At 64.0% G+C, this 22,222-nt stretch carries 24 protein-coding genes; 13 read left to right on the top strand and 11 right to left on the bottom strand.

Features of this window, described 5'->3' with window-relative positions:
• Window positions 1–42: 42 nt before the first annotated feature.
• The 3 genes from hisC to BN69_RS03345 are packed head-to-tail and all read left to right on the top strand — an operon-like array spanning window position 43 to window position 2,821.
• Window positions 43–1,173, top strand: a complete 1,131-nt coding sequence (gene hisC / locus BN69_RS03355) for a histidinol-phosphate transaminase (protein ID WP_014890142.1) — start codon at window positions 43–45, stop codon at window positions 1,171–1,173.
• Window positions 1,166–2,089 (top strand): prephenate/arogenate dehydrogenase family protein, encoded by a 924-nt coding sequence (locus BN69_RS03350; RefSeq protein ID WP_014890141.1) that lies wholly within the window; start codon window positions 1,166–1,168, stop codon window positions 2,087–2,089. Before hisC ends, BN69_RS03350 begins: the two co-directional genes overlap by 8 nt.
• Before the next feature lie 36 nt (window positions 2,090–2,125).
• Complete coding sequence (locus BN69_RS03345; protein ID WP_014890140.1) at window positions 2,126–2,821, top strand: class I SAM-dependent methyltransferase; 696 nt, start codon at window positions 2,126–2,128, stop codon at window positions 2,819–2,821.
• Here the strand turns inward: BN69_RS03345 and BN69_RS03340 are convergent.
• Window positions 2,796–3,149 (bottom strand): polyhydroxyalkanoic acid system family protein, encoded by a 354-nt coding sequence (locus BN69_RS03340; RefSeq protein ID WP_041926779.1) that lies wholly within the window; start codon window positions 3,147–3,149, stop codon window positions 2,796–2,798. The genes BN69_RS03345 and BN69_RS03340 overlap by 26 nt on opposite strands.
• A gap of 83 nt (window positions 3,150–3,232) precedes the next feature.
• On the opposite strand from BN69_RS03340, the gene BN69_RS03335 reads away from it, so the two are divergent.
• Window positions 3,233–3,973, top strand: coding sequence for an extensin-like domain-containing protein (locus tag BN69_RS03335; protein ID WP_244435028.1), 741 nt, complete (start codon window positions 3,233–3,235; stop codon window positions 3,971–3,973).
• Between the two features lie 29 nt (window positions 3,974–4,002).
• Here the strand turns inward: BN69_RS03335 and BN69_RS03330 are convergent, their stop codons facing one another.
• The 4 genes from BN69_RS03330 to sseA form a co-directional block, all read right to left on the bottom strand.
• Complete coding sequence (locus BN69_RS03330; RefSeq protein ID WP_041926778.1) at window positions 4,003–4,974, bottom strand: PstS family phosphate ABC transporter substrate-binding protein; 972 nt, start codon at window positions 4,972–4,974, stop codon at window positions 4,003–4,005.
• Between the two features lie 288 nt (window positions 4,975–5,262).
• On the bottom strand, window positions 5,263–6,672 hold the full coding sequence (gene glnA, locus BN69_RS03325; RefSeq protein WP_041927125.1) for a type I glutamate--ammonia ligase: 1,410 nt from the start codon (window positions 6,670–6,672) through the stop codon (window positions 5,263–5,265).
• Window positions 6,673–6,782: 110 nt separating this feature from the next.
• On the bottom strand, window positions 6,783–7,121 hold the full coding sequence (locus tag BN69_RS03320) for a P-II family nitrogen regulator (protein WP_014890136.1): 339 nt from the start codon (window positions 7,119–7,121) through the stop codon (window positions 6,783–6,785).
• A 174-nt stretch (window positions 7,122–7,295) separates the two neighbouring features.
• Window positions 7,296–8,174, bottom strand: coding sequence for a 3-mercaptopyruvate sulfurtransferase (gene sseA, locus BN69_RS03315; RefSeq protein WP_014890135.1), 879 nt, complete (start codon window positions 8,172–8,174; stop codon window positions 7,296–7,298).
• Between the two features lie 93 nt (window positions 8,175–8,267).
• Here sseA and BN69_RS03310 point away from each other — a divergent pair, with 93 nt between their 5' ends.
• Together BN69_RS03310 and BN69_RS03305 are read left to right on the top strand one after the other, a co-directional pair.
• On the top strand, window positions 8,268–8,684 hold the full coding sequence (locus BN69_RS03310; RefSeq protein WP_014890134.1) for a hypothetical protein: 417 nt from the start codon (window positions 8,268–8,270) through the stop codon (window positions 8,682–8,684).
• A gap of 100 nt (window positions 8,685–8,784) precedes the next feature.
• Entirely contained in the window at window positions 8,785–9,621 is an 837-nt protein-coding gene (locus BN69_RS03305; RefSeq protein WP_014890133.1) for a DUF3108 domain-containing protein, read from the top strand.
• A 16-nt stretch (window positions 9,622–9,637) separates the two neighbouring features.
• Here BN69_RS03305 and BN69_RS03300 read toward each other — a convergent pair whose 3' ends face one another.
• Complete coding sequence (locus tag BN69_RS03300; RefSeq protein ID WP_014890132.1) at window positions 9,638–10,030, bottom strand: DUF1190 domain-containing protein; 393 nt, start codon at window positions 10,028–10,030, stop codon at window positions 9,638–9,640.
• Between the two features lie 791 nt (window positions 10,031–10,821).
• Between BN69_RS03300 and BN69_RS03295 the strand changes: the two genes are divergently transcribed.
• On the top strand, window positions 10,822–11,607 hold the full coding sequence (locus BN69_RS03295) for a response regulator transcription factor (RefSeq protein ID WP_014890130.1): 786 nt from the start codon (window positions 10,822–10,824) through the stop codon (window positions 11,605–11,607).
• An 88-nt stretch (window positions 11,608–11,695) separates the two neighbouring features.
• Here the strand turns inward: BN69_RS03295 and BN69_RS03290 are convergent, their stop codons facing one another.
• Both BN69_RS03290 and BN69_RS03285 read right to left on the bottom strand, forming a co-directional pair.
• On the bottom strand, window positions 11,696–12,487 hold the full coding sequence (locus BN69_RS03290) for a YdcF family protein (protein WP_014890129.1): 792 nt from the start codon (window positions 12,485–12,487) through the stop codon (window positions 11,696–11,698).
• A gap of 42 nt (window positions 12,488–12,529) precedes the next feature.
• The gene (locus BN69_RS03285) at window positions 12,530–14,206 is read right to left on the bottom strand and encodes an electron transfer flavoprotein-ubiquinone oxidoreductase (protein WP_014890128.1); all 1,677 of its coding nucleotides are present in this window, start codon (window positions 14,204–14,206) and stop codon (window positions 12,530–12,532) included.
• A gap of 177 nt (window positions 14,207–14,383) precedes the next feature.
• Between BN69_RS03285 and BN69_RS03280 the strand changes: the two genes are divergently transcribed.
• The 4 genes from BN69_RS03280 to BN69_RS03265 are packed head-to-tail and all read left to right on the top strand — an operon-like array spanning window position 14,384 to window position 17,736.
• Window positions 14,384–15,373, top strand: coding sequence for an HlyD family secretion protein (locus BN69_RS03280; protein ID WP_014890127.1), 990 nt, complete (start codon window positions 14,384–14,386; stop codon window positions 15,371–15,373).
• Window positions 15,370–16,299 carry an ABC transporter ATP-binding protein gene (locus tag BN69_RS03275; RefSeq protein WP_014890126.1) on the top strand — a complete coding sequence of 310 codons (930 nt, stop codon included), beginning with the start codon at window positions 15,370–15,372 and terminating at the stop codon, window positions 16,297–16,299. The genes BN69_RS03280 and BN69_RS03275 overlap by 4 nt, the downstream gene beginning before the upstream one ends.
• A complete protein-coding gene (locus BN69_RS03270; RefSeq protein ID WP_014890125.1) occupies window positions 16,296–17,483 on the top strand; it encodes an ABC transporter permease in 1,188 nt (395 codons plus the stop codon). Before BN69_RS03275 ends, BN69_RS03270 begins: the two co-directional genes overlap by 4 nt.
• Before the next feature lie 49 nt (window positions 17,484–17,532).
• The gene (locus BN69_RS03265) at window positions 17,533–17,736 is read left to right on the top strand and encodes a hypothetical protein (RefSeq protein ID WP_014890124.1); all 204 of its coding nucleotides are present in this window, start codon (window positions 17,533–17,535) and stop codon (window positions 17,734–17,736) included.
• A gap of 33 nt (window positions 17,737–17,769) precedes the next feature.
• Here BN69_RS03265 and ubiA read toward each other — a convergent pair whose 3' ends face one another.
• Both ubiA and BN69_RS03255 read right to left on the bottom strand, forming a co-directional pair.
• On the bottom strand, window positions 17,770–18,726 hold the full coding sequence (gene ubiA, locus BN69_RS03260; protein WP_014890123.1) for a 4-hydroxybenzoate octaprenyltransferase: 957 nt from the start codon (window positions 18,724–18,726) through the stop codon (window positions 17,770–17,772).
• On the bottom strand, window positions 18,723–19,166 hold the full coding sequence (locus BN69_RS03255; protein WP_014890122.1) for a hypothetical protein: 444 nt from the start codon (window positions 19,164–19,166) through the stop codon (window positions 18,723–18,725). Before BN69_RS03255 ends, ubiA begins: the two co-directional genes overlap by 4 nt.
• Between BN69_RS03255 and BN69_RS03250 the strand changes: the two genes are divergently transcribed.
• Window positions 19,165–20,067: a 16S rRNA (uracil(1498)-N(3))-methyltransferase gene (locus tag BN69_RS03250; protein ID WP_014890121.1), complete on the top strand. Its 903-nt coding sequence runs from the start codon at window positions 19,165–19,167 to the stop codon at window positions 20,065–20,067. The two genes, BN69_RS03255 and BN69_RS03250, sit on opposite strands and share 2 nt — an antisense overlap.
• A 259-nt stretch (window positions 20,068–20,326) precedes the next feature.
• Window positions 20,327–20,650 carry a hypothetical protein gene (locus BN69_RS03245; protein ID WP_014890120.1) on the top strand — a complete coding sequence of 108 codons (324 nt, stop codon included), beginning with the start codon at window positions 20,327–20,329 and terminating at the stop codon, window positions 20,648–20,650.
• A gap of 39 nt (window positions 20,651–20,689) precedes the next feature.
• Here BN69_RS03245 and BN69_RS03240 read toward each other — a convergent pair whose 3' ends face one another.
• Complete coding sequence (locus BN69_RS03240; protein ID WP_014890119.1) at window positions 20,690–22,078, bottom strand: glutamate--cysteine ligase; 1,389 nt, start codon at window positions 22,076–22,078, stop codon at window positions 20,690–20,692.
• Window positions 22,079–22,222: the final 144 nt, after the last annotated feature.

Below are 22,222 nucleotides of genomic sequence, written 5' to 3'. Positions count from 1 at the left end.
TATGAGAGATCGCCCTGCGTTGCGCCGCCGAAAAAAGACGAGATGACCAAGCCCAGCCCCCGTTCAACCGTTCTCGCGATCGACGCTTACGTGCCCGGCAGGAGCGCCGCGCCGGGCGCTGCGCGCGTGTTCAAATTGTCGGCCAATGAGACGCCGCTCGGGCCATCTCCGCGCGCGATAGAGGCCCTGCGCGGAATGGCGGACCATATTGCGCTTTATCCCGAAGGCTCGTCGCGCGCCCTGCGCGAGGCGATCGGCGCGCGTTACGCGCTGAACCCGGACCGGATCATCGCCGGCGCCGGCTCGGACAATCTTCTGGAGCTGCTTGCGCTCGCCTACATCGGGCCCGGAGACGAGGGCGTCTACAGCCAGCATGGGTTCCTTGAATACAAGATCGTCACGCTCGCCGCGGGGGGAACGCCCGTCGTCGCTCCCGAGACGAACTACACGGCGGAAGTTGATGCGCTGCTCGCCTGTGTGAGCGAGAGAACGAAGATCGTTTTTCTCGCCAATCCGAACAATCCGACCGGCACTTTCCTGCCCGCGAATGAAGTCTCGCGGCTGGCGCGTTCGCTGCCCGCGCATGTGCTGCTCGTGCTCGACGCCGCCTATGCCGAATATGTCCTACGCGAGGATTACGAGGCGGGCGTCGCGCTGGTGGATGCGCATGAAAATGTCGTGATGACCCGCACCTTCTCGAAAATCTACGGCCTTGCGGGGCTGCGCGTCGGCTGGGCCTACGGGCCCGCGCATGTGATCGACGCGCTGAATCGAATCCGCTCGCCGTTCAATGTCTCGAGCGCGGGTTCAGCAGCGGCGATCGCCGCCCTGTCGGATCGCGCCCATCTCGACGCGGCGATCGCCCATAACGACCGCTGGCTGCCGTGGCTCTCGCGAGAAATTTCCGCGCTCGGTCTCGACGTTCTGCCGAGCGTCGCCAATTTCGTCGCCATACGTTTTCCCGACGCGCCGGGATTGACGGCTATCGACGCCGACCGCTTCCTCATGTCGCGCGGCCTGGTGCTGCGCGCCATCGGCGCCTATGGCATGGGGGAGTTCCTGCGGCTCACCGTCGGCGCGCAGGAGGCGAATGAGCGCGTCGTCGAAGCGCTTGCCGAATTCATGCAGGGCGCCGGGGCGCCGCAAGACGCGCAAGCAGACGTTCATGGCTGATCCTGCGTGCGAACGCCTGGCGCTGATCGGCGTCGGGCTCATCGGCTCGTCGATCGCGCGCGCGGCGCGCGAATTCGGCGCGGCGCGGCATATCGCCGTGATGGATTCATCGCCGCAGGTCGTCGGCCGCGCCGGCGAACTCCGCCTCGCGGACGTCGCGACGCAAGATTATGCGCAGGCGGTTGGCGGAGCCGATCTCGTCATCGTGTGCACGCCTGTCGGGGCTTGCGGCGACGTCGCACAAAGGCTCGCGCCGCATCTTGAAAGAGGCGCCGTTCTTTCCGACGTCGGCTCGGTGAAAGGCGCCGTCGTCGCGCAGATGACGCCGCATCTTGCCGAACCGGCGCGTTTCATTCCCGCCCATCCGATCGCCGGCACGGAGTTCTCCGGACCGGACGCAGGATTCGCCACGCTGTTTCAGAACCGCTGGTGCATTCTCACGCCGCCGGAAAACGCCGACGCCGCAGCCGTGGAAATGCTGACGAAATTTTGGTTGGGCTTGGGGGCCAACGTCGAGACGATGAGCGTCGCGCATCATGACGCCGTGCTCGCGCTCACGAGCCATTTGCCGCATCTCATCGCTTATAACATCGTCGGCACGGCGGATGATTTCGGCGACGAGACCCGTTCCGAGGTCATCAAATTCTCGGCGTCCGGCTTTCGCGATTTCACGCGCATCGCCGCGTCGGATCCCATCATGTGGCGAGACATCTTCCTCGCCAATAAGGACGCCGTCCTGCAGATGCTCGGACGCTTCAACGAGGATCTCAGCGCGCTGCAGCGGATGATCAGGCGCAATGACGGGCAGGGGCTGCTGGAATTTTTCTCGCGCACCCGCGACATCCGCCGCTCGATTGTCGAGCAAGGTCAGGACACGGCTGCGCCCGACTTCGGAAGGCGGGCGGAAGGGCGGTGAACCGTCTCGCCGGGGCGGTCTTCACGGGAATCACATATGACCGAATCGAATCTCGACGCGCTGCGCGCCGCTTTCGAAAACGCCGTTCCCGGCTATGACGCGCTGCGACGCAAACTCATTCCGCACTTCGACGCCTTCTACGGGACCGCGCTCGACCTTCTCGAAGAGGCCGTGGGCGCGGGAGAATGTCGATGCGTCGACCTTGGCGTCGGCACCGGTCTCTTATCGGAAATGATTCTCGAGCGGCTTCCCGGCGCGCAGGTCGAAGGCGTCGATCTCGCGCCGAAAATGCTCGATGCGGCGCGCGAACGGCTCGCGAGTTACGGCGCGCGCCTGCGCCTGTCGCTCGCCGATTATGCAACCGCGCCGCTCATCGGGCCGCTCGACGCCGTCGTCTCGGCGCTCTCCATCCACCATCTCGATCACGAGGCGAAACGCCGCCTCTTCCGGCGGATTCATGACGCGCTGCGACCCGGCGGCGTCTTCATCAACGCCGACCAATCGCTCGGCGCGACGCGCGAGATCGAGGACGCCTATCAGCGCCGCTGGGAAGCGGATGTCCGAGCTTCGGGAATCGCCGCCGATGATTTCGCGGCGGCGAGAAAGCGCGCGGAGCTCGACCGCAGCGCGACCTTCGCCGATCAGATCGCCTGGCTCGAAGACGCGGGATTCCGCGACGCCGACATCGGCTGGAAGCGCCATCGCTTTACGGTGTTTTACGCCCGGCGCTAGAGTCGTTTTGCGGCGCGTGGCCGATGCGCAAGGCGTCGCCGGCGTTGCGCGAGATGACTTGCTGCAGCTTGCCTGAAATGGCCGCCAACACCCAGGGCAGCTGAACGTCGATGCGCAGCAAATCTTTCAGCACCGTGATCTGCGCCGTCGCCGTCTGGCCTAGCGCCGTCACGCGAACCGTTCCGACATCGCCGGCCCAGGTGACTTCGGAATGCGCGACCTTGTCCACATATTCGCGCTGCATCCTTGCCAGCTGTTCGGAGACTCGGGCTTTCGCCGTTTCGACGCCGAGATCATGCGGCACTGTGACGGTGATGGCGTTGGACATAGGCTTCCTCCACTTGCCCCAATGTAGGCGCCCTCCGCGGGATTAGAAGAATGGCGCGGCTAAAGGCGATGACGAGGACGAGCATGTCGCGCGAGCTTGTAAGCTGCGCAGTCGAGGTTGCGCTCGCTCTGGCGCTCAACGTCGTCGCCACTTCCGTTGGGGCGCGCGACGCGCCGTCGCCTCCACGACGTCCGGCGGTTCAAACTGCGCCCTTGCCCGAGGCAAAGCCCTCGGTCGTGGACGAGGCGCCGCGCGGGGAGACCGAGTCCGCCGAGGATTGCATGGCGAAACTGCGCGCGGCCGGCGTCGCCTTCGGACCCGCCGAAGCGCCAGCCGGCGCGCTTGACGGTTGCGCGATCGAGGCGCCGGTCCGTCTCCTTTCGGTCACGGTCGGCGTACGGCGCGTTGCGCTCAATGCAAAGCCGCTGCTGGCTTGTGGTTTCGCGCTGCAGTTTTCGGATTACGTGAAAAATCTGTTGGCGCCGCTCGGCGCGGGGACGATAGGCGCGTCGCTCGTCGCGATCGACACAGGTTCGGGATATGAATGCCGCGGCCGCAATCGCGATAACGGGGGCAAGCTGAGCGCGCACGCCAAAGGGCTCGCTCTCGACATCGCCGGATTTGACTTCTCGAACGGTCGAACAGTCGGCGTCGACGCTCAGCCGGATCCTCAATCGACAGCTTACGTCAAGACGCTGAGAAGGGCGGCGTGCGGCTGGTTCACCACGGTCCTTGGCCCTGGGTCAGATCCCTATCACGCAAGCCATCTGCATTTCGACATCGCGCGCCATGGATCGAATGACGACTACCGCATTTGTCAGTAAGCGGGCCGCGCGTTCAACTCTGCGCGCGGTCAATTCGCCGATGCGAGGAGGCCGAGGCGCGTCAGCTCGTGCTCGCGAATATTGCGGGTGATCGGATAGTAGCCGCCTTTTTTCGCCTGGGTCTGGCCATCTCTCGAAAGCACATATGTGACGAATTCGCCGCTCAGCGTGTCGATCGGCTTCTTGGGATCTTTCAACAGGTAGATGTAGAGACCTCGCGCCAGCGGATATTTTCGCGAATAGGTGTTGTCGAAGGAGGCGTCATAGCAGCTCTTGCCCGACGACAGTGGAACCGCGCGAACCTCGGCGGTCTTGTAGCCTATGCCGGAATAGCCCATCGCATATTTGTCGGCGCCGACGGCGCTCACGACGGCTTCCGATCCGACCTGCATCTTGATGTCGTCCTTGAAATCGGCGCCGCTCAAGACATGCTGTTTGAAGAATTTGTACGTGCCGGAAAGCGTGTTGCGGCTATACATGGCGATTGGCTTGGCCGCCCACTCGCCGGTCAAGCCAAGTTCGCCCCAGGTGCGGATGCTTTTTCCGCCGCCGCTTTTCGGATCGGCCGCAAAAACCCGCTCCATCTGCTCCATGCTGATGCATTTGAGCGGATTGTCCTTATGGACATAAATCGCGAGGGCGTCGATCGCGACCAGAACCGCCGTTGGCTTGTAGCCGAATTTCGCTTGGAAGGCTCCGATTTCGTCGGGGTTCATCTGCCGCGACATCGGCCCAAGCTGGGACTCTCCCGAAAGGAGCGCCGGCGGCGCCGTGTTGGATCCCTTGCCTTCAATGTCGATCTTCACATTCGGGTATATCGACTGGAAGCCCTCGGCCCAGAGCTCCATTTCGTGAAGCATGGTGTCGGAGCCGACAGACTTCAAATTTCCCGACAGCGCGCCGATGCGCTTGTACGGAGAAAGCTCCAGATCGAGCGCGACGGCCCCGGCGGCCATAACCACGAAAGCCGCGACGGCGGCGGAGAGGGCTCGCAGTTTCATGGCTTTACTCCGTTGCATCAAATAATTGCGGCCGAAGCCACCTCTCCGCGGCAAGCTCGCGATCGACGTGGAACGGCTGGGGAATCGCCCTCTAGGCGGAATTCGGTGAGTCGTTCTTGCTTTCGCCGCAATTTCGCTCGCCGAAATGACAGGCGCATGACGCTTGTGCGACGGCGTGGCCGCGCAATGCGCAGCGCAAAAAAAGCGCAAAAAAAACCGGAAGGCGAGGCGTCGCCTTCCGGTCTGACGTGATCGGCGGCTGCGCGAAGGCGCGGCCGCGTCTGTTCTTTAGTAGCTGTAATACATGTCGAATTCGACCGGATGCGGCGTCATTTCGAAGCGCATCACGTCCTGCATCTTGAGGTCGATGTAGGAGTTGATGAAGTCCTCGTTGAAGACGCCGCCGGCCGTCAGATAGGCGTGGTCGGCTTTGAGATTCTCGAGCGCTTCGCGCAGGCTGCCGCACACCGTCGGGATGGCCTTCAACTCTTCAGGCGGCAGATCGTAGAGATCCTTGTCGGCCGGTCCGCCCGGATCGATCTTGTTGGCGATGCCGTCGAGGCCCGCCATCAGCATGGCGGCGAAGGCCAGATAGGGATTCGCCGTCGGATCGGGGAAACGAACCTCGACGCGCTTCGCCTTCGGGCTGGAGCTGAAGGGGATGCGGCACGACGCCGAGCGGTTGCGCGACGAATAAGCGAGCAGCACCGGCGCCTCATAGCCCGGAACCAGACGCTTATACGAGTTGGTGGACGGGTTGGTGAAGGCGTTCAGCGACTTCGCATGCTTGATGATGCCGCCGATGTACCACAGGCACTCCTGAGAGAGGCCGGCGTATTTGTCGCCCGCGAAGACCGGCTTGCCGTCCTTCCAGATCGACTGATGGACATGCATGCCCGAACCATTGTCGCCATACACCGGCTTCGGCATGAACGTCGCCGACTTGCCGTAGGAATGCGCCACCTGATGGATCGCGTACTTATAGATCTGCAGGTGGTCGGCGACCGTGACGAGCGTCTCGAACTTCAGACCGAGTTCGTGCTGGGCGGAGGCGACCTCGTGATGGTGCTTCTCGACCTTGACGCCCATGGCCGCCATGGCGGCGAGCATCTCGCTGCGCATGTCCTGTCCGGCGTCGACCGGCGGCACCGGGAAGTAGCCGCCTTTGGTGCGCACGCGGTGGCCGAGATTGCCGCCTTCATAGGCCGTGCCGCTATTGGAGGGCAGCTCGGTCGAGTCGAGCGTGAAGCCCGTGTCGTAGGGCTCGGTCGAAAAGCGCACGTCGTCAAAGACGAAGAATTCGGCCTCAGGACCGAAAAACGCCGTGTCGCCGACGCCGGTCGATTTCAGATGCTCCATCGCCTTCTTCGCCATGCCGCGCGGGTCGCGGTTGTAGGGCTGGCCGGTCGAGGGCTCGACGACGTCGCAGACGACGGAGAGCGTCGACGCCGCAAAGAAGGGGTCCATGGCGATGGAATTCAGATCCGGAAGGAGCGTCATGTCCGATTCGTTGATCGCTTTCCAGCCGGCGATCGACGAACCGTCGAACATGATGCCTTCGGTCAGAGCTTCTTCATCGACAATCGAAACGTCGAACGTCACATGCTGCCACTTGCCGCGCGGGTCGGTGAACCGGAAATCGACGTATTTCACGTCGTTATCCTTGATCTGCTTAAGAACGTCCTTGGCCGTTGTCATGTGGTTCGATGCCTCTCTTTGCTGATCTTGCTGTTTCGTTGTTTTCGCGTTGGGCGCGGCGGAGCGTCTGAAGATGTTGGCGAGAAAGCTCATGGGGCGGGGGCTCAGTGCTAGATGGCGTCCGCGCCGGTCTCGCCCGTGCGAATTCGGATCGCGCCTTCGACGTTGGAAACAAAAATCTTGCCATCGCCGATTCGGCCGGTTTGCGCCGCCGTGCGTATGGCCTCGACGGCGCGCTCCACGGCGTCGTCCGCAAGAACGATCTCGATTTTAACTTTCGGCAGGAAATCAACGACATATTCGGCGCCGCGATAGAGTTCCGTGTGCCCTTTTTGACGGCCAAAACCCTTCGCCTCGGTGACCGTAATCCCCTGGAGGCCCGCCGCCTGCAGCGCTTCCTTCACTTCATCGAGCTTGAACGGCTTAATGATCGCCTCGACCTTTTTCATCAAATCCCCCGCGCGCTTAGCTTAAGCCCCGGCCCGCTAGCGACTTTGGCTCTGCTGAAGAGCCGCCGAGCTTCTAACATTGCCGCCCTAGTCGCGCCATGGCCAAAGTTCCGGCGCCAACCCAGGTCTTGCGCCTATTAAACATACTGTATGCACATATTATCAGCGATAAGCCTAATCTATAGGCGATACCTGCTCGTCGACGATCGCAGGCAGGTCTTCCCGGGCGCCCCATTCCGACCAGGAGCCGTCATACACCGTCGCCGGCGGACGCCCCGCCGCTGCGAGCGCGAGGCTGATGAGACAAGCCGTGAGCCCGGAGCCGCAGGTGGCGATGACCGGCGCGTCGGGATCGACGCCCGCCGAGGAAAAGGCCGCTTCGAGGCCGGACTTGTCCTTTAGTCTTCCGCCTTCGAGGAGATCGCCGAACGGAAGGTTCAGCGCGCCGGGCATGTGGCCGGCGCGCAGGCCCGGGCGCGGCTCGGGCGCCCAGCCGTGGAAACGCGCCGCGCCGCGCGCGTCGACGACTTGCGGTCCGCCGAGATCAAGGGCGCGCCTCACCGCCTGCGCGTCGGCGACCAGACTTGCGTCGAAACGGGGCGTAAAAACCGCCGGCGCTCGCTTGCGCGCCTCGCCCTGTTCGAGCGGACGGCCTTCCTCCCGCCACGCGGGAAGTCCGCCCGCAAGGATCGAGACGCGTTCCACGCCGAAGACGGTAAGCGTCCACCAGAGACGCGGCGCGGAAAATATGCCGAGGCTGTCGTAGACGACGGCCTGCATGCCGTCCCCAAATCCGAGCCGGCGCATCTCGGCCGCGAAGACTTCGGGCTCGGGCAACATATGCGGCAGGTCGGTGGACGGATCGGCGATCGCGTCTATATCGAAGAATTGCGCGCCGGGAACATGCCCTGCAAGGAACTCGGCGTGGGCGTCGCGGCCGGCCGCCGGCATGTGCCACGACGCGTCCAGGATAATGAGATCCGGCGCATCGAGACGCTCTGCGAGCCACGCCGTGGTGACAAAAAGGCTTTCGGGATCAGTTTTAGGCGACATCGTCCGCTCGCTGCGCCCGACGCTGCTTGCATCCGGCGATCCGGCGTTCACAATACGCCGATTCGATTCTCACGCCATCGGCGCTTGACCGACATGCTCGACATTCCAGGCAAGGCCTGCGGCTCCTGCTTCTTCTGCTGCAAGGTTCTTGAAATCGACGAATTCAAGAAGCCGGCGGGCAAGCTCTGCGAGCATTGCGTGCTGACGGGCGGCTGCGGCGTTTATGACACGCGTCCGGACGTGTGTCGCGACTACTACTGCCGATGGAAAGATGAGCGCAGCTTTTCGTCGCAACTGCGACCCGACAAGGTCGGCACGCTGTTGATGGATGACCCGGACAGCGACGAATACCACGCCGTCTGCGACCCGGAAAAGCCGTTTTCCTGGCGCAATCCTCTCGTATTTAGGCATCTTGTCGCCGAGGCGAAGGCGGGACGGCTCGTCGTCGCAAAGGCGGGGTTGCGGGCATGGCGCATTTTCGAAGACGGACGGTGGCAAGAATGGGCCTGAGCCTCACAGCCGCGCGCGCCAAGAATTCGAACGAGAATTCGATCAAGAATTCGAACGAGAATTCCGAGGAACTGTCTGCGCCAAGCGACGCTTCATGGCCATGAGAGCGGCCGCCCAGCTTTTCCGCCTCGCGTCGCGCGGCGGCTGCGCCGCCGCAGCGTTGTCGGCGGCGCTCTGCGCGCCCGCCGCCGCGGAGGTGCTCAGGGCGCACTACGCTTTGAGTCTCATGGGGCTCTCCATCGGCAGCGCATCCGCGTCCGGCATCGTCGACGCGCAGAATTATCGCGTCGAGATCTCGATGCGGACGACAGGGCTCGCCAATCTCATCAACAACGCCAAGGGCGCCGCCAGTGCGAGCGGCGGCCTGACCGCCGGCGGCCCATCGCCGGCAAATTACGCCAACACCACCTCCAACAGCGACGAGACGCGGACGGTGCGCATGTCGCTCGCCGGCAATGCGGTGCGCGCGGTGGAGGTGAGGCCCGCGCCCTGGGACGCCGAAGCGCGCGTTCCCGTGACGGAAAGCGCCAAGCGCCACATCGTGGATCCGGTCAGCGCGCTGATCATGCGCGTGCCGCCTGGACAGGATCTGACGGGTCCTTCGGCGTGCAACCGAACCATTTCCGTTTTTGACGGCGTGACGCGTTTCGACGTGGAGCTTGCCTATGCCGGCGATCACATGGCGCAAACGCGAGGATACGCCGGCCCCGTCACCATATGTTCGGCGCGTTACACCCCGATCGCCGGGCATCGCCCCGACAGCTCCGCGACGCGCTATATGGCGAACAACAGCGACATCAGCGTCTGGCTCGCGCCGCTTCCCGACGCGCGGGTGGTGGTGCCGATTCACATCGCGATCGGCACCGCCGCCGGCAAGCTCGTCATCGATGCGTCGGAGTTCCAGATCGAGCAGCGCCGCGCCGATTTCAGGCGCTGACCGGCGTCGGCCGATCTCACTCGACGCGAACTTCCTTGGTCTTTTTTCGGTTCATGCGGTCGGATTCATATTCGAGATATCTGACTTCCAGAGGGTCGGCGCCCTTATTCGGGCGCAGGCAGAATGACGGGCGCGGCGAAAAGCCTCCGTCCTGCGCCTCGAAGCAATCCGAGAAGCGCACCTCGCACTGAAACATCGTTTCGCTTTTTGGCGCCGCCCGCGCCACGACGGCGCGCGCTTTCTCGATCGCCTGCCTGCAGACGTCGGGGTTGAAGCCCCAGGCCTCGCAGTCGCTTTGCGTCGCCATATACTTGCCGTCGGCGGAACAGACGGGCGAGCGCCGGAACGCGTAGTAGGCTGAAAATCCAGCGGCCGCGACAGCGACAGCGATGATGAAAAACTTGAACATCGGACTTCACGCTCGCGAGATGGACTGTTGCCGCGCTCCGATAGATAGTAGTCGGCGCGCAGCGGCGGCAAGCGTAAACTCAGCTCTTGTACGAGCTTTCATGCGGCGATGCAGCGCAGCGGCGGCCCTGTCGATCGCTTGACAGCGCTTTGCGTCTGCAATACTCCGAAACCACCGCATTTCGGAACCGCGGCCGAGAGCTGCGAGCATTATGGCTCTCCGGACGCGGCTAGGGCCGAATAAGCGATGCAGACGCGTTCCCGCCTAGGTGAGGTCAACGTTGAACCAAAACCGGGGCGGGCCGACGTCAGCCATGCTTTCCACTTGACCAATTCGACGAAGAAAGCAACGCCGCGATCGCGGATTGCAGCCTGAATCTCGGCTTGTGGCGAAACCGGCAGTGTGTGTGACAGAAGGAGGAAACTATGGGCGCTATTCTTGAACTGACGAGCTATGCTGCGACCCCGGTCGGCATGATCGCGATCATCGTCATCGGCGCGGCCGCTTATTTCGCCGCCCGCTGGGTGTTCAGCGACTAATACAAGTTTCAGCATTCAAAACGCGGCGCGCTGGCCTTGGGTCAGCGCGCCGTTTTTGTTTGTCTGCTCGCCCGCATGTGGCGCGCGCAAAGAGGCTTGCATCCGCGGGAGCCTGCGGTATTGTGACTTACGCCCCCACCTCTAACGGGCAGGGCGCGCCGACCCGCCGGGCACCAGGATTGGGGCGCGTCCAAGGCCGGTGTGGGGCGATCTCGACCAATACGCTGCGCTTCGCGCAGCGGCGGAGGCTGAATGGCTCCTACCTCTTCGATCAGGGCCGCGAATGACCAGAGGGACGGCTCGCGCGCCGCTCGGCCCGATGGCGCCGACGGCGCCCGCGCGGCGGCGGAGCCGGACCGCATCGACGTCGCCATCGCCGATAAGAGCCCGCTGATCCTCGCGGGGCTGGACAAGCTGCTGTCGGACGACCGCCGGTTCACGCTTGTGGCGAAGCTGACGGACGGCGAGGAGTTTCTCGAAGCGGCGCGTCAGCAGAAATTCACCATCGCCGTCATCGGCTGGCAATTGCCGACGCTGCACGCCCGCGACGTCTTGCGCGCGCTGTCGCGGCAAGTCGCGGCGCCCAAGATCGTCGTCTACAGCGGCACCAATGATCCAGCCGCGCCGGCCGAAACTCTGCAGCTCGGCGGCGCAGGCTTCGTCTCCAAGCGCGCGCCGCCGGAGCGGCTTCTGGATGTGTTGGCCGCGGTGGCGGCGGGCGACATGGTGTTTCCCTTCGTCGACATCCGCAAGATGCGCAGCGACCCGCTGGAAAATCTAACCCTGCGGGAGCGGAGCCTGTTGTCGGCGCTCGGCTCCGGCCACACCAACAGTCAGCTCGCCAAGGATTTCGGCGTCTCGATCAACACGATCAAATTCCATCTGCGCAATCTTTTCGAGAAGCTCGATGTGCGCAACCGGGCGCAGGCGATCGCGCTCTTTCTGGAGATGAAGCACGGCGCATATCCGGGCGGGGCCGGCGGGCGCAGCATGGAGCCGGCGGGCGCGTCGCGCGGAAGACGGCACCGTTCCGATTAGATCACGCTGCATTCGGGCGGAATCGCCCAAATTGCAGATAAGCGCGCTCAGGACGCGCATAGGCGGCCCGCTCTACCCAATCGCCGGACTATGGCGCGGGAAACAACGCGTCGCTTTTTCCGGTCAGCCGATAGGCGACCAGTCCCGCCCATTCATGTGCGGCGAATTCGACAAGGCTGAGCGCCTTGGTCGGAAAGCGCGGGAATTCGAGCCCAGCGTCGCCGTTGGTGCGATAGTCGACCGGATAGGCGATCACGTCGAAGCCCGCCTGACGGAACACGCCGACGGCGCGCGGCATGTGAATCGCCGAGGTGACGAGCAACCAACGCGCGCCAGCCTTGGGGCCAAGCAGTTCGCGCGTGAAGACGGCGTTCTCGTAACTGTTGCGCGAGCGGCGCTCGTAGAGAACTTCGCCACGATCGAGCCCCATCTCACGCCAGAAGCGCTGCACGGCGTCGGCTTCGGCGTAGGGCGAAGCCTGCACCGCGGCGGAGCCGCCGGTAAAGACGAGTCGCGCATCGGGATATTTGCGTTTGAGCGCAATTGGCGCCGTGAGGCGCTCGGCGGCGTCGACCAGCGTCGGACGATCGCGGCTGGCGCTCAGCCGCTCGTCGATCGTTCCGCCGAGAACGATGATGCCGTCGGGCGCCGGCATATCGTCGGGCGGCGGAGGAAAACGCGCCTCGAGCGGACCCGCCAATAGACCGCCGAGCGGTCCGAAGGCCATCAGCAGCAGCGCGAACGCGCTGACCGTCGAGAGCGCGCGTCCCCAAGTTCGCCAGCGCGTGAACAGCAGCACTGCGCCGATGACGGCGAGGAAAATGAAAAAATGGACCGGCGCCAGAAAGAACGCGAAAATTTTCGAGACGATGAAGAACATCGGTTCACGCAAACTCCTCGCGAGTCATGGCGCGGCGGCCAATCACATATTCGGATAGTTCGGCCCGCCGCCGCCTTCCGGCGGAACCCAGGTGATGTTCTGCGCCGGGTCCTTGATGTCGCAGGTCTTGCAGTGCACGCAATTCTGCGCGTTGATCACGAAGCGCGGATCGCGGCGCGTCGCCTCGTCGGCATAGACGACTTCGTAGACGCCGGCCGGGCAATAGAGTCGCGCGGGCTCGCCGTAGATCGGCAGATTGCGCGCGATCGGAATCGCGGGATCGGCAAGCTTCAGATGAACCGGCTGATCCTCCTCATGATTGGTGTTCGAGACGAACACCGAGGACAGCTTGTCGAAGACGAGTTTGCCTGCGCGTTTCGGGTAGACGATCGGCGTGACTTCCGAGAGCGGCTTCAAGGTCTCGTAATCGGCCTTGCCGTGCTTGAGCGTGCCGAAGAAGGAAAAGCCGAAAAGTTCGTTCGTCCACATGTCGAGGCCAAAGAGCGGCGCGCCGACATAGGTGCCGTATTTCGACCAGAGCGGTTTGACGTTGCGCACGGGCTTCAAATCGCGGCCGATCTCGGAGGCGCGCCAGGCTGCGTCATAGGCGTCCACCGCGTCATGCGCGCGGCCTTCGCCGATCGCCGCCGCGATATGTTCGGCGCACAGAATGCCCGAAACAATGGCGTTGTGGGAGCCTTTGATGCGCGGCACGTTCATGAAGCCCGCGGCGCAGCCGACCAGCGCGCCGCCCGGCATGACGAGCTTTGGCACGCTCTGCCACCCGCCCTCGGTCAGCGCGCGCGCGCCATAGGAGAGACGTTCGCCGCCTTCGAGCGTCGGCGCGATCATCGGATGCGTCTTGAAGCGCTGAAACTCGTCGAAAGGCGAAAGGGTCGGATTGGAATAGTTGAGATGCACGACGAAACCGATCGACACGAGATCGTCGTCGAAATGATAGAGGAAAGAGCCGCCGCCGGTGTCGGCGGCAAGCGGCCAGCCGAAGGAATGCTGCACAAGTCCGTCCTTGTGCTTCTCCTTCGGAATGCGCCAAAGCTCTTTGAAGCCGATGCCGAATTTCTGCGGCTCGCTGTTTGCGCAAAGGTCGTATTTCGCCAGCAACTGCTTGGTGAGCGAACCGCGCGCGCCTTCGGCGAAGATCGTATATTTGCCTTTGAGCTCCATCCCGCGGGTGAAGCTGTCCTTGGGTTTGCCGTCGCGGCCGACGCCCATGTCGCCGGTCGCGACGCCGACGACTTCGCCCTTGTCGCCGTAAAGAACTTCGGCGCCGGCGAAACCGGGATAGATCTCGACGTCAAGGTTTTCCGCTTCCGACGCGAGAAAGCGCACGACATTGCCGAGCGAACCGATGAAATTGCCGTGATTGTTCATCAGCCGCGGCATCAACATATTAGGAATGCGAATGCTGGCTTGTTCCGACAGCAACAGGAAATGGTCCTCATGCACTTTCGTCTTCAGCGGCGCGTCGTCGCGCGTGCGCCAATCGGGCAGCAGCCGGTCGAGGCCAATCGGATCGATCACCGCGCCGGAGAGAATATGCGCGCCGGGCTCGGAGCCTTTCTCGATGACCACGACGGAGAGATCCGGCGCAACTTGCTTCAGGCGAATCGCCGCGGCGAGGCCGGCCGGCCCCGCGCCGACCACGACCACGTCATATTCCATAGATTCGCGTGGCGGCAGCTCCGTCTCTTCAGCCATTTTCAATCCCTTTTGCCTTTTCTTGGAGGCATTCTAGCCTTTTTGCCGCCGCTGCGGCAAAAGGAGTTTCGCCTTGGGAGGGGCTTTGTTGGCAGCGCCGCGCGGCAAGTTTCGTCGCGCGGCGGGGAAGGTGCATAATCCGGCCATGCTCGAACCGCTCTACGCCGCCCCCGCCGCATGAAGCGTCTCGCGGTCTTCATTGCGCTGGCGCTCCTCGCCGCTGTCGTTTGGCGCGTCGCCTATCGTCCGGCGACTCCCGCCGATGTCTTTCTGGGCTATGTCGAAGGAGAGATGCTCTACATCGGCCCTTACGAGACCGAGAGGGTCGCGAGCCTCGCGGTTTCGGCCGGCGCCGAGGTCAAAAAGGGCGATCCGCTGTTCACCTTATCGACGACGCTTCTCGATCGCGCCCGCGATGAATCATCGGCGCGCATCGCCCAACTTGAGGCGCAAGTCGAAAATCTTCGGGCGGCGATGAATCGCCCGGAGCAGATCGCCGTTCTGCAGGCCGCGCTGGAGCGCGCCGAGGCCGCTCTCGAATTGTCCCGCGCTGATTATGAGCGGCAAAAAAAACTATACGCCAAAGGTCATGTCGCGAAGGCCGCGCTCGATCGCGCCGAAATGGCCCGCGCGCGCGATGAGGCGAGCGTGCAGGAAGCGCGCCGGCAGGTTCAGGCTTCGCGCATGGCGAGTCGCTCGCAGGAGATCGAAGCCGCTGAAGCCAGCCTGAAACAGGCGCGCGCGCAACTCGACGCGCTGAACGTCCGCATCAAGCGCCAGAGCGTCGTCGCGCCCGCCGACGGCGTCGTGCAGGACGTCTTTTTCCGACCAGGCGAGATCGTCAACGCGGGTCAGCCGGTCGTTGCGCTGTTGCCGCCGGAGAATCGCAAAGTGCGCTTCTTCGTTTCCGAGCCGGAGCTGCCGAAGATCTCGCTGGGCGAACGGATGCGCGTCACCTGCGACGGCTGCGCCGACGACCTCTTTGGGCGCGTCAGCTATATCGCCAGCCGGCAGGAATATACGCCCCCTGTGATCTTCAGCGACAAGGAGCGCGCAAAACTCGTTTTTAAGGCCGAAGCGCGGCTCGAAGGCGCGGCGCGCGCGTTGCCCCTTGGCATGCCGGTCGCCGTCGCGCCGGCGCCGGAGTCGACGGGAGCGGCGCCGTGAGCGCTGCAAGCGACATCGCGATCGATGTGCGCGGGCTCACCAAATCCTTTGGCGCCAAAAAAGTCGTCGACGATTTCACGCTGCAGGTGGCGCGCGGCCACATCCAGGGCTTTCTCGGCCCCAACGGCAGCGGCAAGACGACGACGATCCGCATGCTCTGCGGCCTGCTGACGCCCGATTCGGGCGAGGGCGAATGTCTTGGCTACGACATTCGCCGGCAGCAGGAACAGATCAAGCGCTATGTCGGCTATATGACGCAGGGCTTTTCGCTCTATCGCGACCTCACCATTCGCGAAAATCTGGAGTTCGTCGCGCGCGTCTACGGCCTCGAAGCGCCGGAAAAAGCAGCTCAGGGCGCGCTCGAGCGGCTCGGCCTCGTCGCGCGCGCCGACCAACTCGCCGGCGAACTGTCCGGCGGCTGGAAGCAACGACTGGCGCTTGGCGCATGCATTTTGCCTGGCCCGTCGCTGCTCCTCCTCGACGAACCGACCGCGGGCGTCGATCCCAAGGCGCGACGCGACTTCTGGGACGAGATCCATCATCTGGCGACGCAAGGCTTAACCGTGCTCGTCTCGACGCACTACATGGACGAAGCGGAGCGCTGTCACCGGATCGCCTATATCGCCAATGGGCGGCTGCTCGCTTCAGGCACGATTCCGGAGATCATCGCCGGCGCGAATCTCTCGACCTGGGTGGTGACGGGCGAAGGCCTCGATCCGCTCGGCGGCGAATTGAAACGTCAACCCGGCGTAGACATGGTCGCGCGCTTCGGCTCGGCGCTGCACGTCGGCGGGCGTGACGAGGCGGCGATGGAGCGCATCGCGCGCCGCTACAGCGCCGAGGGCGTCCAAGATTGGAGGCGCGACGAGCCATCGCTCGAAGATGTGTTCATCGATTTGATGACTCGCGCTGGAGCCGACCAGTGAGCGCGCAGGAAGGCCGGCCGAACGTCGTTTCGCGTCCGGCGCGCCGCGGCGCGCTCGCGCAGTCCTGGCAGCGTTTCGTCGCGATGTTCGTCAAGGAATTCATTCAGCTTCGGCGCGACCGGCCGACCTTCGCGATGATCGTCGGCATTCCGATCATTCAGCTGATGCTTTTCGGATATGCGATCAACACCGATCCCAAACATCTGCCGACGGCGGTGCTGACGGGCGACGACAGCCCGATCGCGCGCGCGCTGATCGGCGCCTTGCGCGCCACCGATTATTTCAACATCAAATATGTCGCGCGCGGCGAGGCCGACGCCGACAAATTGATCCTCTCGAACAAGGTGCAGTTCGTCATTCAAATTCCGCCCGATTTCTCTCGCCAGCTCGTCCGCGGCGAAAAACCGGGGCTGCTACTCATCGCCGACGCCACGGACCCGACGGCGACCTCGGGCGCGGTCGCCGCCGCGCTCGGCGCCGCGAATCAGGCGCTCGACCGTGAACTGACCGGACCGCTGGCGTCGCTTGCGCAGAATGCGCCGCCTTACGAGATCCGCGTGCATCGGCGCTACAATCCGGCTGGAGAGACGCGCCGCAATATCGTGCCCGGACTGATCGGCACGATTTTGACCATGACGATGCTGATGTATACGGCGATGTCGGTGACGCGGGAAATCGAGCGGGGAACGATGGAGGCGTTGCTCGCCATGCCGATACTCCCGGTCGAGATCATGCTCGGAAAGATCGCGCCCTATGTGGTCGTCGGCGCCGTGCAGATGTCGACGATTCTCATTGTCGCTTCCCTGTTGTTTCAGGTGCCGGTGGTCGGCTCGCTCTTTACGCTCACCGTGCTGACGCTGCTTTTTATCGTCGCAAATCTGTCGGTGGGCTACACTTTCTCGACGGTCGCGGTAAATCAGCTGCAGGCGATGCAGATGACCTTCTTCTTTTTTCTGCCGAGCATGCTTCTTTCGGGGTTCCTTTTTCCTTTCCACGGCATGCCGATGTGGGCGCAATATACGGGTGAGGCGCTGCCGCTCACCCATTATCTGCGCATTGTGCGCTCGGTGATGTTGAAGGGCTCTAACTTCGGCGATCTCGCCGTCGACGCCGGCGCGCTTGCGGCCTTTACGCTTGTTGCGATGAGCGTCGCGGTGATGCGTTTCCGGCAGACGCTGGACTGACGTTGACGGCGCAATTTTCGGCGGCTTAACTTTGGCGCGGAGACAAACAATGTCGGACACCCAGGACGCGGAAGCGCGATTCAACTTCATCATGAAAATCGCCGCCGTCGCCGCGGTGGTGCTGACCGGCTATTACATCTGGTCCTTTTTCGTCAGCAGTCGCTATGAGGCGCTCTGCGGCGGCTCCTATTGGGATCTCGACAAGAAACAAATCGATTCTTGCGTCGATCGCAAAAAGGAACTCGAGAAGTAGCGCAGTTCCGCATCGCGCATCGCCCGAGGCGCTCTAGAAAAGGAAGGCGACGCTCTGCGCAAAAAAGCCTGCGAACAGCAGCAGACCGGCGTCGCGATTTGAGCGGAACAGGCGCAGGGCGGTGAACGGCGCGACATCTTCCCGGGTCTGCGCGGTCTGCCAGGCGAGATGCGTCGCATAGGCGGCGACCCCGGCATAGGCGAACCATCCGCCGCCCGCCAGATAAACGGCGAAGGCCGCGCATGCGGCGGACATGGCGTAGAGCGCGCCGACCGCCAATTGCACGCGCCGTCCGAACAATCTCGCCGTCGAGCGCACGCCGACGATCGCGTCGTCGCGCATGTCCTGGAGCGCGTAAATCGTGTCGAAGCCGATCGTCCATGAGATCGCCGCCGCGTAAAGAAATAGCGCCGGCGCGCCGAGTTCGCCCGTGCGCGCCGTCCAGCCGAGCAGCGCGCCATAGGCGAAGGCCAATCCGAGGATCGCCTGCGGCCAGGAGGTGAAGCGCTTGGCGAAGGGATAAATCAGCACGATCAGCGGAGATATCAGCCCAAGACCGATCGTGAGGCCGTTGAACGACAAGAGCACCGCGAGGCCGACGAGGCATTGCGCGACGAGGAAGCCCACCGCCGCCGCAGGCGAGAGGCGCCCGCTGGCGAGCGGCCGCAGGCGCGTGCGCTCGACCTTGGCGTCGATCTCGCGATCAACGTAATCATTATAGGTCGAGCCGGCGCCGCGCATGGCGACGGCGCCGATAAAGAAGAGCGTCAAGTGCCAGACGTTGGGGCCTTCGCGCATCGAGGCGGAGGCGAGCGCGCTCGCTTCCCAGCAGGGAAGCAGCAGCAGCCACCAGCCGATGGGCCGATCGAGGCGCGCAAGCTGGATGTAAGGCAGGAATGCTGGCGGCGCGCGGCGCAGTACCGGATGATCCGCGATGGCGTCGGGCAGCGCGGTCGCTCCCGCCGAATCGCCGCTTCGCCGTAAGTTCACAGCGGTCCGGCGGGCAACTTTGGCGGCGCCATCATGCCGCCGCCGCCGGCCGCCGCTTGATCGCGCATCTCTTTCATCTTCGCTGCGGCCGCGCAGGCCTGCGACGCGAAGCCCTGAGTTTTGGCGCGCGCTTCCTTGAAGCCGTCGGCGACATTGTCAGGAATGTTGCACCATTCCTTGTTCTTGGTGATGTAATTCATCATCTCGGTTTCGACGGCGACGAGACGTTTCGCCGCGGGGCAGGCGGCTTCGGGATCCATCTTGCCCTTGCCAGCCTTTCCGAGCGTATTGAGCGCCTCGATTCCCGCCATGCGCTTCTCGGTGAGCTTCCTGAAGTCTTCCTGACAGGCTTGCGCATGCGCGCCGGTAGAGGCGAGCAGCATCGCGAACAGCGAAAGTCGCGCGACAGCGCGAGAAATATCGACAGCGCCGATGATCATGTGTCTTGGTCCGCTCATCAGGCTCGCAGCATTACCAGCAGGCTTGCCGGCGACGCAAGTTTTGGCGAACCTGCACGCAACAAAGCGGCGGCTTCATGGCGAACGGTCCCTGCGCTCGCGTCTCCGCTTGGGAGCCGTCGTGTCCGCTTATGATTTTTCTGCGCAGCGCCTGTTCGTTCGTGACGATCTCGCGCCGGACGTCGAACTCGCGCCTTCAGCTGAGGCGTCGAACTATCTGCTCAATGTCCTGCGCATGCGGGAGGGCGCCGCGATCCATCTGTTCAATGGCCGCGACGGCGAATTTCGCGCGACGCTCGCAAACGCCTCGCGGCGCTCCGCCAGATTGCGCGTCGGCGAGCGGCTGCGCGTCCAGACCGAACGCGCCGACCTCGATTATTGTTTCGCTCCGCTAAAGCAGGCGCGGCTCGACTACATGGCGCAGAAGGCCACGGAGATGGGCGCCGGCCGTCTCCTGCCGGTGATCACGCGTCGAACCCAGGTCCGCCGGCTCAATTCGGGGCGGCTCGAGTCCAATGTGATCGAGGCCGCCGAGCAATGCGGCGTGCTGGCCGTGCCCGAAGTCGCGGCCGCCGTCGACCTGTCAGAGTTTCTGGCGCGCTGGCCGGCGCGGCGGCTCCTCGTGTTTTGTGACGAACGCGCCGCGCTCGCCAACCCCTTGGACGCGCTCGAGGGCCGTACGGCGCGGGAGGGCGTGAGCGTGCTCATCGGACCGGAAGGCGGCTTCGACGAGGCCGAACGGGCCGCCGTCGCCGGTCTGCCGAACGTCGCGCGCCTTTCGCTCGGGCCGCGCGTGCTGCGCGCCGACACCGCCGCCGTCGCGGCTCTGGCGATCGTCCAGGCCGCAATCGGCGATTGGCGTTCTCGGACGGACGCCGTCTAAACCAAAAATAAATAAATAGAAAATAAAGGGTAGTTCTGACGTGGCGCCGACTGGCTTCGCCCGTGGGCGTTCAAGACACGATCCTGCCACGATGTTTGGCTCTAGTTGGATTTGCAGCGCCGGAATGCGCCGCTCGAAGGCGAGGAGGTTCTCGTCGCCGCCAGCGCGATTACGGCGTATCGAGACATTGTCGGGATCGCAAGGCTCCGGAAATCTCGCGCGACGCGCGCGCAACTTTCGGAAATGAGGCCCAAAACTCATGACGCTAGGCAACATCAGCCGCAGTAACCGTCTTCTGCCGGCGGGCTTTTTCGGCGCCATCGCGCTCGCGGCCATCGCCGTTGCGCCCGCGCATGCCGATAATGTCAGCCAATGCGCCCGATATGGCGCCGATTATGTCGCAGTCGCGGGGTCAAACGGTTGTGTTCGGCTCGGCGGCCACGTCCGCGTCTCCATGCCTCGCACCCCCGTCGCCCCATTGGGTTACACGGATATGCGCCGGGACGGCATGCAGCATGCCGCTGCGCGGTCCTCGCTGCCGCCGATGGCGCCCTTCGGGTTGCACGACCTCTTCCCGCGCTGACCGTCGCGGCGGCGCAGGCTCCAAATTCCACGGCGATTTCTATTGCGGAAGCACGCAGTCGGTGAAGGCGGCGTCGATCGACCGCCCCCACGCGCCGTAATAGGCGTCCAAGCGCCGCTGGGCCAGGGTGCGTCCGTCTTCGAGAATTGCTTCCAGCGGCGCAAGAAAAACGCTCTCATCGCGTCCTTTGACGTCTAGGCGGGCGCGTCGGCGCAAGCCGACCTTCGCCAGCGCAAGAACGTCGCGCCCGACGTCGCGGAGGCTGCGGCCCTCGATTCTCGCATCAAGCGCCAGACCGGGCGCATCCGCGCGCAGCGCCTGACGCGCGGCGGCGCTCCACCCCTTCGTCAGTTCGCGCGCCTGATCGAGCCCGGCGGCGTCATAGAACAGGCCGGCGCAAAGCGCGGGAAGGGCGGTGAAATGGGCGCGCGGGCCTGCGTCCGCGCCGCGCATTTCGAGATAGGTCTTTAACCGCACCTCCGGAAAGATCGTCGAGAGGTGATTGGCCCAGTCGGACATTGTGGCGCGCTCGCCAGGCAGTTGCTGAAGGCGGCCCTCCATCAAGTCCCGAAAGCTCGCCCCCGCCACGTCGTGGTAGACGTCGCCACGTTTGACGAAATACATCGGCACGTCGAGCGCATAGTCGACATAGCGTTCGAAGCCGAATCCCTCCTCGAAGGCGAAGGGCAGCATGCCGGTTCGGTCGGGATCGGTGTCGAGCCAGATATAGGAGCGTTGCGACAGCCGGCCGGTCGGCTTGCCGTCGAGAAACGGCGAATTGGCGAACATCGCGGTGATGAGCGGCTGCAAAGCCAGGCCGACACGCATTTTTTGAACCATGTCGGCCTCGTCGACGAAGTCGAGATTGACCTGCACGGTCGCGGTGCGAAACATCATGTCGAGCCCGAGCGCGCCGACTTTCGGCATGTAGGCCTGCATGATGGCGTAGCGCTGCTTGGGCATCGACGGCGTCTCCGCGCGGGACCACTTCGGACTGCAGCCAAGATCAAGGAAGCGCACGCCGAGCGCGCGGGCCAGGGGCGCAAGCGCCGCGAAATGCGCGTCGAGCTCCTCATGCGTGGCGTGGACGTCGGCCAGAGGCGCCCCGGAGAGTTCGAACTGTCCGCCGGGCTCGAGCGAGATCGCGCCGCCGCCATCGGACTGATAGAGGCCGATCAGCGCGTCCCGGTCGAGGATGGGGGCCCAGCCGAGCGTGTCGCGCAAGCCTTCAAGCAGCGCGCGCACGCCGCCCCGGCCGCCGGCGCCCTCATAGGGGACCGGCGCATCGTCGGCCGCATAAAAGGGGATTTTCTCATGCTCCGTGCCGATAAGCAGCGGGGCGCCGCCAGTCTTGGAGCCGGCTTCGAGCCATTCGACCAACATGTTGCGCGACGTGATCGGCGTCGTGTCGGATACGTCGCGGGCCATCTACGGGGAATTTTCCGTGCTAGAGGAGACGCGCGATTGCGGCGCGGGATGCGCCTCGCGGGTGAATGAATCGCGCCGATGGATTGCAGGAAAGCGGGCGTCGCGCAAGCACCCCCGCGCCGGGCGCCGGCGTGGCGCGCCGAT

It is taken from the genome of Methylocystis sp. SC2 (assembly GCF_000304315.1).
GTDB lineage: Bacteria > Pseudomonadota > Alphaproteobacteria > Rhizobiales > Beijerinckiaceae > Methylocystis.
This window is presented reverse-complemented; position numbering and strand designations above follow the sequence as displayed.

Bases quoted from the DNA above. Each gene is read 5' to 3' on its own strand.
- hisC (WP_014890142.1), top strand. From the start codon at position 43: ATGACCAAGCCCAGCCCCCGTTCAACCGTTCTCGCGATCGACGCTTAC.
- BN69_RS03350 (WP_014890141.1), top strand. From the start codon at position 1,166: ATGGCTGATCCTGCGTGCGAACGCCTGGCGCTGATCGGCGTCGGGCTC.
- BN69_RS03345 (WP_014890140.1), top strand. From the start codon at position 2,126: ATGACCGAATCGAATCTCGACGCGCTGCGCGCCGCTTTCGAAAACGCC.
- BN69_RS03340 (WP_041926779.1), bottom strand. From the start codon at position 3,149: ATGTCCAACGCCATCACCGTCACAGTGCCGCATGATCTCGGCGTCGAA.
- BN69_RS03335 (WP_244435028.1), top strand. From the start codon at position 3,233: ATGTCGCGCGAGCTTGTAAGCTGCGCAGTCGAGGTTGCGCTCGCTCTG.
- BN69_RS03330 (WP_041926778.1), bottom strand. From the start codon at position 4,974: ATGAAACTGCGAGCCCTCTCCGCCGCCGTCGCGGCTTTCGTGGTTATG.
- glnA (WP_041927125.1), bottom strand. From the start codon at position 6,672: ATGACAACGGCCAAGGACGTTCTTAAGCAGATCAAGGATAACGACGTG.
- BN69_RS03320 (WP_014890136.1), bottom strand. From the start codon at position 7,121: ATGAAAAAGGTCGAGGCGATCATTAAGCCGTTCAAGCTCGATGAAGTG.
- sseA (WP_014890135.1), bottom strand. From the start codon at position 8,174: ATGTCGCCTAAAACTGATCCCGAAAGCCTTTTTGTCACCACGGCGTGG.
- BN69_RS03310 (WP_014890134.1), top strand. From the start codon at position 8,268: ATGCTCGACATTCCAGGCAAGGCCTGCGGCTCCTGCTTCTTCTGCTGC.
- BN69_RS03305 (WP_014890133.1), top strand. From the start codon at position 8,785: ATGAGAGCGGCCGCCCAGCTTTTCCGCCTCGCGTCGCGCGGCGGCTGC.
- BN69_RS03300 (WP_014890132.1), bottom strand. From the start codon at position 10,030: ATGTTCAAGTTTTTCATCATCGCTGTCGCTGTCGCGGCCGCTGGATTT.
- BN69_RS03295 (WP_014890130.1), top strand. From the start codon at position 10,822: ATGGCTCCTACCTCTTCGATCAGGGCCGCGAATGACCAGAGGGACGGC.
- BN69_RS03290 (WP_014890129.1), bottom strand. From the start codon at position 12,487: ATGTTCTTCATCGTCTCGAAAATTTTCGCGTTCTTTCTGGCGCCGGTC.
- BN69_RS03285 (WP_014890128.1), bottom strand. From the start codon at position 14,206: ATGGCTGAAGAGACGGAGCTGCCGCCACGCGAATCTATGGAATATGAC.
- BN69_RS03280 (WP_014890127.1), top strand. From the start codon at position 14,384: ATGAAGCGTCTCGCGGTCTTCATTGCGCTGGCGCTCCTCGCCGCTGTC.
- BN69_RS03265 (WP_014890124.1), top strand. From the start codon at position 17,533: ATGTCGGACACCCAGGACGCGGAAGCGCGATTCAACTTCATCATGAAA.
- BN69_RS03250 (WP_014890121.1), top strand. From the start codon at position 19,165: ATGTGTCTTGGTCCGCTCATCAGGCTCGCAGCATTACCAGCAGGCTTG.
- BN69_RS03255 (WP_014890122.1), bottom strand. From the start codon at position 19,166: ATGATCATCGGCGCTGTCGATATTTCTCGCGCTGTCGCGCGACTTTCG.
- BN69_RS03245 (WP_014890120.1), top strand. From the start codon at position 20,327: ATGACGCTAGGCAACATCAGCCGCAGTAACCGTCTTCTGCCGGCGGGC.
- BN69_RS03240 (WP_014890119.1), bottom strand. From the start codon at position 22,078: ATGGCCCGCGACGTATCCGACACGACGCCGATCACGTCGCGCAACATG.